The sequence below is a fragment of the Comamonas testosteroni ATCC 11996 genome, from assembly GCF_000241525.1.
Lineage (GTDB): Bacteria > Pseudomonadota > Gammaproteobacteria > Burkholderiales > Burkholderiaceae_C > Comamonas > Comamonas testosteroni.
Map to the genome: position 1 here is coordinate 502,707 of NZ_AHIL01000043.1, position 12,717 is coordinate 515,423.

Here is a 12,717-nt window from a genome sequence, read left to right on the forward strand (position 1 = left end):
GTTTCAGTGTCCATGGGAAATGGTAGCGCCTTGCGCCCATCAGGTCTGATCGGCAAGGTCATTGAATGCTTTTCCAGGCCTGCTCCAGCGCAGCCTGCGACACGGGCGGCAGCACACCCAGCCGCACATGACCGCTCAGGCCAAAGCTTGCACAGTCGCGCAGCTTGATGCCCTGGGCACGCAGGCCGGCCAGAGGCGCGGCAAGCTCCGCCAGCGGCAGACTTGCGACAAAGTAATTGGCCCGATGACCAGGAACAACCTGCCAGCCCAGTCTCTCGCACAGCGCCAGCTGCTGCGCCTTCCAGCGGCGCAAGGTCATCAGGCTGTGCGCCAGCCATTGCTGCACCTCGTCCGTCACCCAGGCCTGCAGCATGGCCACGCCATGCGAGCCCACCACCCAGGATGCCGCCAGCGCATTCAGCGCCTGCAGCTCTGCGGCTGTGGCATGCAGGGGAGCAATCGCATAGGCAGCGCGCACACCCGTCATGCCCAGGGCCTTGTTGGGCGTCCACAGCTGCCAGACGGCGTCGAGATTGCGCTCGGGTGGCTGGTCCTCCAGCCATAACGGGCGATAGGCGCAGTCCAGCACGCGCCATTCCTTCTGCGCCGGCGGCTGCTGCCAGGCAGGCCAGACGTCTTCCTCCGCCCCCAGCGGGCTTGACGGCTCGCAGGCCCAGCTGAGCACCGGCGCCACGGCCGCTTCTGTGCGGCGGCACAACGCCAGCCGCCACACTCGCGCGGCCTGCAGATAGTCGCCATAGTGATGCTGGGGAAACTGCACGCTTTTGGCACCACTGCGCACAGCGTGCAGCGTGAGGCGATGAATCAGCTCGCTGCTGCTGCCGCCGATCAGGATGCGCTCTACCGCCACGCCATGAAAAGCCGCCAGCTGCGCGCGCAATGCCCTGTATTGCGGATCGGGGTACTGCGCGACATGGGCGGCCTGCAGCGCCTTCACGGCCATGGGACAAGGCCCGCAGGCATTGCGATTGGTCGAAAAATCATGCGCCGGAACGCCCTGCGCATCGGTACCGCCATGCATGGCTGCCGCATTCACATCAAACATTGGCAAGCAGCCTTCCTCTCCACACAACCACCAAAATCATAGCTGCTAACGCAAGCAGGACATGCGCTGCGATCACTTTTGATGCAAATCTTACAGACATCTCCAGATCCGCCGCCTGCGGTGCACGCCCCTGCGGGTTGAGCCGATAGACGCCGGGTTTGGAAAGCTGAACCCCCAATGCCCGCGCCATGGCGCCCATGGGCCAGCCGCCATTGGGCGATGGTGTCACGGCTGCATCGCGCCTCAAGCCGGCCCAGGACAGGCCGCCGGCCAGCAGCGCCAGCCACATTGCGGTGATGCGCGCCGGAATCCAGTTCAGCACATCGTCGACGCGGGCCGCCCATTTGCCCGCCCATTGCCAGTGGCGGCGGCGGTCGCCCTGGCCTCGCCAGCCGGGGTAGCCCCACATGGCATCGGCCGTATTGGCAAAACGATAGACGGCCGCCCCGGGCAAACCGGCCACGGCAAACCAGAACAGCGGAGCAATCACGGAGTCGCTGAGGTTCTCAGCCAAGGTCTCGATGGCGCTTTCACGCACGGTGGCTGCGTCCAGCTGTGCCGTGTCGCGGCTCACCAGCCAGCTCAGGCGCTCCCGCCCGGCGGGCAGCGATTGCTGCAGCGCAGCCTCCACGGCCAGCACCTCATCCTTGAGCATGCGCCAGGACAGCAGCGGCTTGAGCAGTACCCCCATCACCAGACCCCAGAGCCACCAGGGCGCAAAACCCAGCATGAACTGGGCCATGCCATAAACCATGAAAAACAGAGCTGCCAGCGCACACCAGACAAGCGCTGCCAGGCAGAACCGCAGATAGTCACTCTGCACTTCGGCACGCGGTGCAAGTACCTGCCCCGACCAGCCCAGCAATTTGCCCATCAGCACCACCGGGTGCAGCCACACCGGCGGCTCGCCCCAAAGCCGGTCCAGCAGCAGAGCCACCAGCACGGCCAGCAGGCCCGCCTGCACATTGGCAGCCCAGTTGAGCGCCGCCAGATCACCGGCTGTGAATGTCTGGCAGAGCCATGCCAGCGGACTGAGAGAAAGACCGATCAGCTCAGTCCAGCCAAAACTCGTCATGCGTCTGGCTTGCCCTTCGCAGAGCATGCATCGCCGCCCGGCTTGCCCCTGGTGGCCGCAGCCACCACGCGCGAGTCGTCCCAGACATCATCCATCAGCATATCTTCCAGAGGTGCCCGGCAGGCCCATTTCTCCTGCTGCAGCATGGGCTCGGCATAGTAGGCATCGACAGGGCCCAGGCAAAGCACGCCCAGCGGATGGGCGCCTTCAGGCATCTGCAGCAATCTGGCCAGCGCCAGCGGATCGAAAATCGAGACCCAGCCCATGCCCAACCCTTCGGCGCGCGCGGCCAGCCAGAGGTTCTGGATGGCACAGGCGCTGCTGGCGATGTCCATCTCGGGCAGGGTGCGGCGACCGAAGATATGCGCCTCGCGCCCCGGCGGCATGGCCACGACCAGCACCTCGGCCGCATCGAGCACGCCCTGAACCTTGAGCTTCATGAAGTCCTCTTCACGTTCACCCAGGGCATGGGCGGTGCGCACGCGCTCCTCCTCGATCAGGCCGTGGATCTGCCGGCGCAATTCGGCGCTCCTGACCCGAATAAAGCGCCAGGGCTGCATGAACCCCACGCTGGGCGCGTGATGCGCAGCGCGCAACAGGCGCAGCAGGACCTCGTCGGCCACCTTCCCGCCTGCAAAATGGCGCATGTCGCGGCGCTCATAGATGGCACGGTAGACGGCAGCCCGCTCGGCCTCGGTGAAAGGCGTTGCGGCAATCGTCGCGAAGGAGCTGGTCTTGGATTCGGTCATGGAACTATTGTCGCGCCACAGACATGGCAAAAGCCATCAGTCTTCGATACCTCTTTGAGCGGGAATACCCGCCTGGAAGGCATGTTTGATCAGCGTCATCTCGGTCACGGTGTCGGCAATGTCGATGATCTCCTGCGGGCAGCGGCGGCCCGTCAGGCAGACATGCACATCCTTGGGGCGTGCCTTGAGCGTGTCCAGCACCTCCTGCAGCGGCAGCCAGCCATAGATCAGCGGATAGGTGATCTCGTCGAGCACGACCAGAAACAGCTCGCCCGAAAGAATATCGGCCTTGGCCTTTTCCCAGCCGTCACGCGCCAGCTGGGCGGAGTGATCGAGGTCCTTGCTCTTCCAGCTGAAGCCATCGCCCAGCCCTTCGATGGGCAGACCGACCTGCTCGGCCAGGCGATGCTCGCCAAAGCGGGCCGTGGGCACCTTCATGAACTGATAGACCTTGACGGCCTTGCCCCGGCCCGTGGCGCGAAAGGCCAGACCAAAGGCGGCCGTGCTCTTGCCCTTGCCATTGCCGGTGTTGACGATGATCAGGCCGCGGCGCTCGCCCTCGGGCTTTTCGTAAGGCTTCTCGGTGGGAGGCGTTTCAATATTCATAGCTACTCTCGCTTGTCTATCAAGGGCTTAAGGGCAAAAATTCAAGAATTACGGTCGAGCTCAGCTCAAGCGCGGCAGGGCCAGCCACAGGCCGTCGAGTTCGCGCACCTGTATGCGCCGGTCAAACACGGCCTCCAGCGCGGCATGGGTGGCGGGATCGCCGCAGGCGCCCTGGTGGGTGATACGGCCGGCCTGCATGACGATCATTTCATCGGCCAGCAGGGCAAAGGACAGCTCGTGCAGCACGCTGACCAGGGTCACGCCTTGCTGCACCAGACTGCGGGCCGTCAGCATCCAGTCGGTCTGGTGGGGCGGGTCGAGATTGGCCAGCGGCTCATCCATCAGCAGGGTCCGTGCCTGCACGGCCAGGGCCCGCGCCAGCAGAACGCGCTGGCGTTCACCACCCGACAACTGGCCTATGCTGCGCTGGCGCCAGTCCCAGGCATGGGTCTGGCGCAGCGCCTGCTCCACTGCCTGCCGGTCGGCGCTTGAGGCCGGAGCCAGCCAGCCCTGGTGGGGCAAGCGCCCCAGCATGACCAGGTCATAGACGGCCATATCGGCCGCCACCGGCTGATTCTGGCCCAGCCAGGCCAGTGCCTTGGCACGCTCTCTGCCATTCCAGTCGCCGAGCTTGCGGCCCTGCAAAAACACGGCACCGCTTTGCCGCTGGTTGGCGGCACGCATGCCTGCCATGGCGCGCAGCAGCGTGGACTTGCCCGCGCCATTGGGGCCGACGATGGCCGTCCAGCGGCCTTTGGGAATCTGCAGACTGAGCTGATGCAGCACCTCGCGCTCGCCCAGCTGCACGCTCAGGGCCTCGGTCGCCAAAGCGATTCCGGTCTCGGTATTGCCGCTCATGCGCCCTCTCCAGACGGCATGGCGCCACGTTTGTGCATCAACCAGAGCAGATAGCTGCCGCCCAGCACGGCGGTGAGCACCCCCACGGGCAGCTCCTGCGGTGCGATCAGCCAGCGCGCCAGCAGGTCGGCAGCCAGCAGCAGCACCGCTCCCATCAGACTGCTGAGTGCCAGCAGCCAGCGGTACAGCGCGCGCACCATGGAACGCACCAGATGAGGTGCAGCCAGGCCCACAAAAGCAATCAGACCGGTCTGAGCCACGGCGGTGCCCGTGGCCAGCGCCAACAGCACGATCAGCAGCAGGCGCAGCGGAGCCAGAGGCAGACCCAGGCTATGGGCCGTGGCCTCGCCCAGCGCAAGTCCATCGAGCACGCGGCTCAGGCAGCAGGCCAGCACCAGCGCAGGCAGCAGCACCCACAGCATGAGTGCGCAGGCATTCCAGCCCGCAAACGCCGTGCTGCCCAGCATGAAGGACTGCATGGCCTGCATGATGTCGGGGTTCATGAGCAGCACCAGCGATGCGGCGGCGCCCAGCACCACGCCCACAACCACACCGGCCAGCAACAGGCGCATGGTGTTCTGCACGCCCTTGGCCAGCACCAGGGTCAGCACCACGGCCAGCACCGCACCGGCAAAAGCCGCGCCCGTCACGCCCCAGCGGGCCAGGCCGGCCAGAGCGAAGGGTGAGACACCCAGGGCAGCCATGGCCAGCGCCACTCCCAGCGACGCGCCCGAAGCACTGCCCAGCAAATAAGGATCAGCCAGCGGGTTGCGAAACACGCCCTGCGCCACCGCCCCGGCCAGCCCGAGCAGCCCTCCGGCCAGGAGGGCCGCCGCCGTGCGCGGCAGGCGAATGTCCATCACGATCTGCCAGGCCAGTGGATCATGCCGAGCATGCAGCACGCTCTCGAACCCGGTGCTGCCAATACCCGCGCCCAACAGCGCCAGCAAAGCCGCAGCCAGCGTCAGCCACAGCAGCAGCCAGGCAGCGGCAAGCCCGCGCTGCCCCCTGCGGTGAGGACTGGAGATGCAGGCCTTCATGGGCTCTTGCCCTGCCTCGCCGCCAGACGCTGCAGACACTGGACGATGATCTGCGCGCCCTCGGCCATGCGTGGGCCGGGGCGCACCAGAATGTCGGATTGCTCGGGCGTGAAGGCGCAGATCGCGCCCTGCTTCACCGCCCGCATCTGGGCCCAGCCCGGGTATTCGGGCACACCGGTTTTCCAGGACCGCTCGCCGGCCATCAGAATGTCCGGGTCCAGCTTGACCACATATTCAGGGTTCAGGCGCGGAAACGGTCCTTGCCTGGCATCGATCACATTGCGCAGCTGCAGCCGTGCCAGCGTCTGGCCGATAAAGGACTTTTCACCGGCGGCATAGGGGCCACGGCTGGCTTCAAAGTACACACGCTGACCGCGCATGGCATCGGGCACGCTGGCTGCGGCCTTGTTCAGGTCGGCTTCGATTCCGGCCCAGACGCGGTCTGCGCCCTGGGCTGGCGGCAAGGCCAGCAGCTGGCCCAGCTTCTGCATCACGGTGCGCGCTTCCTCGTGGGTGCGCGGCTCCAGCGCCACCACCTTGAGGCCCAGCGCCTCCATGCGCGCCACGGCGCGTGAAGCCATGGAGACCAGCACCAGATCGGGCTTGAGCGCCACAATGCTCTCGATATTCGGATCCAGCCCGCCGCCCACCACGGGCAAGGTCTTCACATGGGCCGGCCAGTTGGAATAGCGATCCACGCCCACCAGACGCTCGCAGCCGCCCAGCGCGCACAGGCTCTCGGTCAGCGAAGGCAGCAGGCTAACGATGCGCTGCGGCGGCTTGGCCAGTTGCACCTGGACGCCACGCGCATCGGATATCTGCACGGGTTGCGCCGCGGCAGGCAGGACACAGGCAAGCAGCAGGCCTGCTGCGATACAGGCCGCCAGGCGTTGGGTGATCGCTTTCATGCCTGCGGCCCTTTCAGCGCCAGCGGCAAGCCGGCGCACATCAGCGTGACGCTGTCGCAATGCGCAGCCGCCTGCTGATTGAGCAAGCCCAGCGCATCGACAAAGGCGCGCACTTCGCGCCCCATGGGAATCACGCCCAGACCGATTTCGTTGCCAACCAGAATGACGGGGCCGGCGGCTTCATCCAGCGCTTTCAAAAAGAGAGCTAGTTGCGCTTTCCAGTCATGGGATTGAGGCTGATTTCCCTTCAAATCCTCAGCCGGCACCGGCATCAGCCAGTTTGTCAGCCACAAGGTCAGGCAATCAATCACCAGCAGTCGCTGCGGGCTGCTGTGCCGGGCCAGCACCTGGGCGAGCTCGCGCGGCTCCTCTATGGTCAGCATGCCGGGCACGCGCTCGGCGCGGTCGCGCTGGTGGCGCGCAATGCGCTCGCTCATTTCCGCGTCCCAGGCCTGGCCGGTAGCCACCAGCACAGCCTGATGCCCGGCATCCGCCTGCAGCCACTGGCGCGCCAGCAACTCTGCGCGACGGGATTTGCCGCTTTTCTGCCCGCCCAGTATGAGCTGGGTACGCGGCATGACGAAGGAGACTGTGCTTGCAGGGCTCATGGTGATGGACTAAAGGCTCAGCCTTCGATTGTTGCGCCAAAAAGCGCCGCCACAGCCGATGGGCAGGACGGAAACCAGGCATGAAAGTAACTGGCCCGCACACTGCCATGCTGATAAAGCGCCTCGCCACGGTCGGCCTGCACGGCCGCGCCGGGGCGGCTGCTGCGCGTGAGCACCGGCATGGCCGTCTCCAGTCTGGTGTAGTGAAAGGTATGGCCGCGCAGCAAGCCCGCATCGAGTGCCAGCTGCTGCATGCCCAGTCCGCCAAGCCGGCTCTGCATGACGACCTGACCGGGCAGCAGCCCCCACATGGACTGGGTGCTGCCGTCCAGAGCGGTCACGCCATCGCACAGCGCCAGCATGCCGCCGCATTCGGCCCAGACCGGCTTGCCCTGCGCCATATGCAGGGCAATGCCGTCGCGCAACTGCCGACTCTCATGCAGGGCCCGGGCATGCAGCTCCGGATAACCGCCGGGCAGCCAGATCGCATCGCAGGGCGGCAGTGCATCGCCAGCCAGTGGCGAGAAAAAGCACAGCTCTGCCCCCATGGCACGCAGACAGTCCAGATTGGCGGGATAGATAAACGAAAACGCCGCGTCGCGCGCAATGGCAATGCGACGGCCGCTCAGCCAGGGCTCCACGCAAGGCTGATCGCCGCAAATGTCTGGCGCGGCAAAGTCCACGCACCAGTCCTGCCAGCTGGGCTGGCCGTCGCCCGAAACCCAGGCCCTTTGCCCCAGCGGCGTCTGGGCCAGGGCATCGGCCGCGGCATCCAGACGCTGCAGGGCATCGCCAAGTTCATGGGCGGCAATCAGGCCCAGGTGGCGCTCGGGCAGCAGCGCCGCAGACCTGGACTTGACTGCCGCATCGCCCAGTTGCACCCCGGGCATGGCCCCGAGCCACATAGACTGGTCGCGCAGGCCCTGCCTGAGCAGATCCGCATGGTGCGCCGTGGCCACCCGGTTGGCCAGCATGCCGGCCCAGCGCAGGCCGGCCTGGTAATGCTGCAAGCCGTAGGCCAGCGCCCCGAAAGTGCCCGCCATGGCCGAGGCATCGACCACGGCCAGCACGGGCAGACCCAGCAACTGTGCCAGATCGCCCGCGCTGAAGTTGCCGTCGAACAGGCCCATCACGCCTTCGACAAGAATCAGGTCGGCCTCCTCGGCCGCCTCATGCAGGCGCTGGCGCACATCCGCCTCGCCCGTCATCCACAAATCCACCGAATGCACAGGCGAACCACTGGCCAGCTCATGCCAGTAGGGGTCCAGAAAATCCGGCCCGCACTTGAACACGCGCACCTTGCGTCCCTGGCGCGCATGCAGGCGAGCCAGGGCTGCCGTGACGGTGGTCTTGCCCTGGCCGGAGGCCGGAGCACTGATCAGCAGCGCGGGGCAGCGCGTGGTCTCAGTCATTGCAAACACCTCGATTGCACTGGCCACCTCTCATCGCGGCTGCCACTGCAAGGTCAGATAACCTGCACGGCCGCGCGTGTTGTAGCCATAAGCTGTGGTGTAGTCCTTGTCCGTAAGGTTGGATACCCTGGCAGACAGCGTCCAGTCCTTGTCCAGACGGTAGCTGGCATACAAGTCCACGGTTGTGTATTGACCCAGTAACTTTTCTGGTGTGTTTTTAACGTCGTCATACCGCTTGCCCACAGACTGGGCGGAAGCGCCAAAGGTCCAGCCACCCCAATCCTTGTCCACTGACAGCCGCGTCACATGGCGCGCACGACGTGGCAGCAGCGTGCCAGTCAGGCTGTTGCGCGGGTCAAGCTGATCGTAGTCAGCACGCAGGGTCCAGCCCATGAACTGGCCGCTATATCCCAAGGTCCAGCCTTTGATACGACTGCGAGGAATGTTCTCTGGCTTGGTGGTGTTCGCGATGTAGCCACGAATACGATTATCAAAGCGGACCAGCTTCACAGAGTGATCGCCCTCGCTCCAAGTCACTCCTACATCAGTGTTGCGTCCCTGCTCCGGCTTAAGGTCCGGCGAGCCATAGTCAGGCCAGTACAACTGATTAAAAGTCGGCGCAACAAAGCTGGTTCCGTGGGATGCATGCATCCGCCATTGAGAGCTCAGCTGCAATCCATATCCAACACCCCAGGTATTCTTGCTGCCGAACTGGGAGTTGTCGTCTCTGCGCAGATTCGCCTGCCAGCTATGGCCTGCTTTTTCACCGGTCAGCCCCACAAAACCGGAGTTCACTGTCCGCTCGGTCACCGAGTATTTGGTGCTGCTCTTGACCTCTTGCTCAAGACGCTCCAAACCCGCCACCACCAGACCCACAGGCGTAGCGATATCGTTTTGCCATTGGTACTGGCGCTGTGTCGTTGCAAACAGACCAGGCAAGTTGTACGACTGGGCCGACGCGATGGCATTGCTTTCATCGCGCGAGTGACTAATGGTGAACTTGGACTTCCAATCCCGCAAGATCCTGCCTGTGACAGATGCCGTGCTGACTTGGGAACGCAGAGCGCTGCGTGTATCCACGCCTGGACCGTCATCGAAATGATTGACACCCTCGGAATAGAGCACGCTGCCATCTACGCGCCAATTGGGGTTGATCTCGTAGCCCAAGGAGGCATTGAGTGAGCTTTGACGAAAAGGATCACGGTCCGGATTAAAGTTGCCGTATGGCACTTTAGGGTTAGTCGAAGAGAAGCCATGCTCTGTCGTACGCTGGGCATTCAGCGAATAGTTCCAGCCTTGCTGCGAACCACTCAGACCTGCGGCAGCCTGTGCAAAGTGATCGCTTCCAAGCGTCACGCTGGCGTAAGGGTTGAAAGGCTTATCACCCCCCCCCTTTTTGGTGAAAATCTGCACCACCCCGCCCACCGCATCGCTGCCATACAGAGATGAAGCAGGGCCCTTGATCACTTCAATGCGCTCAATGGAAGCCAGCGGAATATTGCTCCAAGAAGGACCACCGCTAGTCGCAGAACCATAACGCACACCATCCACCAGCAGGATAGTGTGGCGACTCTCCGTGCCACGTGTGAAGACACTAGTCTCCTTCCCAAGGCCGCCATTGCTGCTCATCTGCAGCCCGGCTTCACGTTGGAGTAGCTCTGGCAGGCTGCTGCCAACCGCACGCTCAATCTTCTTGGTGTCAATTACGGTCACATCTGCTGCCAGTTGGTCCACGGCAGCCTCGGCACGGCTGCCGGTGACGACTGTCTCAGCCAGCTGACGCCCCCCCGCAGTTTGCGCATGGGCACTCAGACTGGAGAAGGAAGCAAAAAAAAGCACAGCCGCAGCTGCTACACGAGTGCGGGAAAATGGCGCCACGCTGCGCGCTGGCGAGGAAACTCTAAGCATGAGAAATCTGCAAGAAAGCGCCCAACCCAGCCAACCCGCCGACATTGAGCAAACATACCTGCACAATATGCAGGCAACCCATGTTGGCCGGTATCCGGGCTAGGCGAATCATCCTCTTGCCGGCCTTCCCAGCGCGAAGCGCCAGTGGCCATGGGGGAAAAGGCGGAATGCCGCAGCATTCCATTCGCCGACCGTTGCGGGGGCAGCGCAGGTTCGGAGTGCCAGTGCATCTGGCCAACCCCTCCCTGCTTCCCGTTGAACTGAGACCACAGAAAAGCAGCCTCGAGCACCAACAGACTCCCATTGTAATGAGCGCTACGCAGCGCAGATCCTTCATTCGAAGTAGCCTTGCGCGGCTCAGGTGACGATTTTTTACCTTAAACATGCGTTTGAGGCACACAGAACTTGCGCAGCACGCTACGATTTTGAGAGAAATATTGCAGTTTCCCGACTACGGCAGTCAAGCAGCCTGTGCTCTGGCGCAAACTGCTGAATTTGCCTGCACATTTATACTCATCCACGGACTGCAAGACCTACAATGGCAGAGTCTATGACCACCCAGCCCTCTCTTGATCTCATTGCCGAGCGCGTAGAGCGTCTGCTGGTGCGCCACGAGGAACTGCAGCGCACCAACACCCTGCTCACCGATCAGGTCATCGCTCTGACGCAAGAGCGCGATTTGCTGCGTCTGCGCCTGCAGGCCGCACGTGCGCGCGTCGATGCATTGATCGAACGCCTGCCCGCCAACCAGGGAGAGTGACAGCCGTCACCCTCCATCACCAGACCCGCCACTGACGCCCATGAAGCAGATCGATGTGCAAATCATGCAGCAAAGCTATGTGCTGACCTGCCCCGATGGTCAAGAAGAACGTGTGCAGGAAGCCGTTCGCCGCGTTGATGACGCCATGACCCGCATCCGTGACAGCGGCAAAGTCCGCTCGCGCGAGCGTGTGGCGGTACTGGCAGCCCTCAATATGGCTTTCGACGTGCTTGACCGTGATGCCCAGCAAGCCCTTATGGCCAACGCCCAGGCAGAAATGCAGGCGCTTGCTCAGGAACAGTTCACGCCTCCTGAGGCCAATGAGGCCGCCCAGGCTGAGCTGCAGCGCCAGCAGGAGCTTGCCGAGCAACTGGTGCTCAAGCTCGATCAGGCACTGGATGCTGACGCCAGGCTGCTCTGATCAGGTAACCTCAGCAGCAAAGCAGTCATGACCTCCGCGCGACTGCCAATACCCGTTAGAATAAAACCGTCTGCAAATCTGCCGGTTTTTATATTTCCTTGAACCAATGCTCAACGAGCATGGGCTTGATAAATCACCTATTGAGCGTGATCGTCTCGCGTCAGATGAACCCAACGATAGGTTGCTCTTGCCCACCTGAACCCCCGGTTCAGGATGACGAACCGGTGGCATTTGCAGACACCTTTACACATACAAGCTGTTGGTTTAGTTGGTTTTTTCACAATAAATGGCCTCAAAAGCCAAACAAAACCAACCAGTTGCACGCAATTGGAATCAACAACTTACGCATCTATTTTGAATTGATGATTAGCCCGCATTGCGGGCTTTTTTCTTGCCTAATAGACTGAGGCTATGCTCGGCAGCCGCCCTCCTTTGCCTCCTTGTCGGCATCTCAGGCGGCCACACCCTGACCCCGCCCGCTGTGGTGAGCCTGGCGCTTATGAGCAAGTCAAAGTCAGGCCGCAGGACATCGACGTCCCAGAACGCTAGCGGCCAATACGAGTTTGCGGAGCAAGAAGCTGCGGTGCGAAAAGTTGGACTTTGGCGAGATGCCGAGCCAGTCGCACCATGGGATTGGCGCAAAGCCTTACGCGAGCTTCGGCAAAACCTGAGTCCGTAAACAACCCCAAGCAGAAGTTCGGGAATAAGTCCCCCAATGGCTGCTTACTAACGCACAGCCGCCAACAGCACCGGCGGGAATCGGGGCTATAGGGCGGCTCTGGCTGGGCAGTCGGACCTTATATGGCCGCCATCCGAATGTGCTCCGGCTCTATGGTCAGCAGCGGTTTCTTTTGTGCCGGAGGGACTTGTGGGCCTGGCTGCTGCATCAGCTGCGGGCTGTAGAGGCGCCAGAGATCACCCACGCCCAGGGCGGTGCGCTGTGCCTGCGCCTGCACTTGCAGCTGCCCATCCACATAGCGAATGTCGTAGTTGCGTGCATCAAAGCCCGCGCCTGCGCGCAGATGACTGGCCACGATGGCGTAGCTGCCTGCGGCAGCGCTGGCCGCGGCCCCTGCGCTATCCAGCTGCACGCTCTGAATCTGCTCTGCACCCACCAGGCCTTGGGTCGTGAACTCATGGCCCTGAAACACCAGACTCTGACCTGTCGTTTTCTGAGCATTGCCGGCGGTAATCGTCAGTGCCTTGGGTGTGATCTGCAGCTGGTCGCCCGTGAACGTGATGCTGTAGTTGCTGTGGGCCAGGCTGCCCTGGTTGATGGCATAGCTGCCCACGTTTTCACCAGAGG

Annotated in this window: 13 protein-coding genes and 1 riboswitch; of the genes, 2 read left to right on the top strand and 11 right to left on the bottom strand. The window is 63.1% G+C overall.

All coding sequences use genetic code 11. The annotated features are described in order from the left end of the window. Window positions 1-58: 58 nt before the first annotated feature. From CTATCC11996_RS20690 to CTATCC11996_RS20735, 10 genes are read right to left on the bottom strand one after another with little or no spacing between them, the layout of a single operon-like run. Window positions 59-1,066 carry an aminotransferase class I/II-fold pyridoxal phosphate-dependent enzyme gene (locus tag CTATCC11996_RS20690; RefSeq protein WP_003080001.1) on the bottom strand — a complete coding sequence of 336 codons (1,008 nt, stop codon included), beginning with the start codon at window positions 1,064-1,066 and terminating at the stop codon, window positions 59-61. Beyond that, on the bottom strand, window positions 1,059-2,141 hold the full coding sequence (cbiB, locus tag CTATCC11996_RS20695; RefSeq protein ID WP_003080005.1) for an adenosylcobinamide-phosphate synthase CbiB: 1,083 nt from the start codon (window positions 2,139-2,141) through the stop codon (window positions 1,059-1,061). Before cbiB ends, CTATCC11996_RS20690 begins: the two co-directional genes overlap by 8 nt. Further along, window positions 2,138-2,890, bottom strand: coding sequence for a 5,6-dimethylbenzimidazole synthase (bluB, locus tag CTATCC11996_RS20700; protein WP_003080008.1), 753 nt, complete (start codon window positions 2,888-2,890; stop codon window positions 2,138-2,140). The genes cbiB and bluB overlap by 4 nt, the downstream gene beginning before the upstream one ends. 36 nt (window positions 2,891-2,926) lie before the next feature. Next, on the bottom strand, window positions 2,927-3,496 hold the full coding sequence (gene cobO, locus CTATCC11996_RS20705) for a cob(I)yrinic acid a,c-diamide adenosyltransferase (protein ID WP_003080011.1): 570 nt from the start codon (window positions 3,494-3,496) through the stop codon (window positions 2,927-2,929). Window positions 3,497-3,556: 60 nt separating this feature from the next. Then, window positions 3,557-4,354 (bottom strand): ABC transporter ATP-binding protein, encoded by a 798-nt coding sequence (locus CTATCC11996_RS20710; RefSeq protein ID WP_003080013.1) that lies wholly within the window; start codon window positions 4,352-4,354, stop codon window positions 3,557-3,559. Continuing rightward, window positions 4,351-5,394: a FecCD family ABC transporter permease gene (locus CTATCC11996_RS20715; RefSeq protein WP_003080016.1), complete on the bottom strand. Its 1,044-nt coding sequence runs from the start codon at window positions 5,392-5,394 to the stop codon at window positions 4,351-4,353. Before CTATCC11996_RS20715 ends, CTATCC11996_RS20710 begins: the two co-directional genes overlap by 4 nt. Continuing rightward, the gene (locus tag CTATCC11996_RS20720) at window positions 5,391-6,302 is read right to left on the bottom strand and encodes an ABC transporter substrate-binding protein (protein ID WP_003080019.1); all 912 of its coding nucleotides are present in this window, start codon (window positions 6,300-6,302) and stop codon (window positions 5,391-5,393) included. The genes CTATCC11996_RS20715 and CTATCC11996_RS20720 overlap by 4 nt, the downstream gene beginning before the upstream one ends. Next, a complete protein-coding gene (locus CTATCC11996_RS20725; RefSeq protein ID WP_003080022.1) occupies window positions 6,299-6,880 on the bottom strand; it encodes a bifunctional adenosylcobinamide kinase/adenosylcobinamide-phosphate guanylyltransferase in 582 nt (193 codons plus the stop codon). The genes CTATCC11996_RS20720 and CTATCC11996_RS20725 overlap by 4 nt, the downstream gene beginning before the upstream one ends. 47 nt (window positions 6,881-6,927) lie before the next feature. Beyond that, window positions 6,928-8,322 carry a cobyrinic acid a,c-diamide synthase CobB gene (locus tag CTATCC11996_RS20730; RefSeq protein WP_034349841.1) on the bottom strand — a complete coding sequence of 465 codons (1,395 nt, stop codon included), beginning with the start codon at window positions 8,320-8,322 and terminating at the stop codon, window positions 6,928-6,930. Between the two features lie 30 nt (window positions 8,323-8,352). After that, a complete protein-coding gene (locus tag CTATCC11996_RS20735) occupies window positions 8,353-10,161 on the bottom strand; it encodes a TonB-dependent receptor domain-containing protein (protein WP_003080029.1) in 1,809 nt (602 codons plus the stop codon). 137 nt (window positions 10,162-10,298) lie between these two features. Continuing rightward, a riboswitch (cobalamin riboswitch) is annotated at window positions 10,299-10,539 on the bottom strand. 241 nt (window positions 10,540-10,780) lie between these two features. Between CTATCC11996_RS20735 and CTATCC11996_RS20740 the strand changes: the two genes are divergently transcribed. Both CTATCC11996_RS20740 and CTATCC11996_RS20745 read left to right on the top strand, forming a co-directional pair. Further along, window positions 10,781-10,990, top strand: a complete 210-nt coding sequence (locus CTATCC11996_RS20740) for a hypothetical protein (protein ID WP_003063053.1) — start codon at window positions 10,781-10,783, stop codon at window positions 10,988-10,990. 40 nt (window positions 10,991-11,030) lie between these two features. Next, on the top strand, window positions 11,031-11,411 hold the full coding sequence (locus CTATCC11996_RS20745; RefSeq protein ID WP_003080033.1) for a cell division protein ZapA: 381 nt from the start codon (window positions 11,031-11,033) through the stop codon (window positions 11,409-11,411). 797 nt (window positions 11,412-12,208) lie between these two features. Here CTATCC11996_RS20745 and CTATCC11996_RS25745 read toward each other — a convergent pair. Next, on the bottom strand, window positions 12,209-12,717 hold a 509-nt coding region (locus tag CTATCC11996_RS25745), incomplete at its 5' end, for an MBG domain-containing protein (RefSeq protein WP_003080037.1).

What these genes read in the sequence shown, in the direction of transcription:
- CTATCC11996_RS20690 (WP_003080001.1), bottom strand. Translation starts at nt 1,066, where the DNA reads ATGTTTGATGTGAATGCGGCAGCCATGCATGGCGGTACCGATGCGCAG.
- cbiB (WP_003080005.1), bottom strand. Translation starts at nt 2,141, where the DNA reads ATGACGAGTTTTGGCTGGACTGAGCTGATCGGTCTTTCTCTCAGTCCG.
- bluB (WP_003080008.1), bottom strand. Translation starts at nt 2,890, where the DNA reads ATGACCGAATCCAAGACCAGCTCCTTCGCGACGATTGCCGCAACGCCT.
- cobO (WP_003080011.1), bottom strand. Translation starts at nt 3,496, where the DNA reads ATGAATATTGAAACGCCTCCCACCGAGAAGCCTTACGAAAAGCCCGAG.
- CTATCC11996_RS20710 (WP_003080013.1), bottom strand. Translation starts at nt 4,354, where the DNA reads ATGAGCGGCAATACCGAGACCGGAATCGCTTTGGCGACCGAGGCCCTG.
- CTATCC11996_RS20715 (WP_003080016.1), bottom strand. Translation starts at nt 5,394, where the DNA reads ATGAAGGCCTGCATCTCCAGTCCTCACCGCAGGGGGCAGCGCGGGCTT.
- CTATCC11996_RS20720 (WP_003080019.1), bottom strand. Translation starts at nt 6,302, where the DNA reads ATGAAAGCGATCACCCAACGCCTGGCGGCCTGTATCGCAGCAGGCCTG.
- CTATCC11996_RS20725 (WP_003080022.1), bottom strand. Translation starts at nt 6,880, where the DNA reads ATGCCGCGTACCCAGCTCATACTGGGCGGGCAGAAAAGCGGCAAATCC.
- CTATCC11996_RS20730 (WP_034349841.1), bottom strand. Translation starts at nt 8,322, where the DNA reads ATGACTGAGACCACGCGCTGCCCCGCGCTGCTGATCAGTGCTCCGGCC.
- CTATCC11996_RS20740 (WP_003063053.1), top strand. Translation starts at nt 10,781, where the DNA reads ATGACCACCCAGCCCTCTCTTGATCTCATTGCCGAGCGCGTAGAGCGT.
- CTATCC11996_RS20745 (WP_003080033.1), top strand. Translation starts at nt 11,031, where the DNA reads ATGAAGCAGATCGATGTGCAAATCATGCAGCAAAGCTATGTGCTGACC.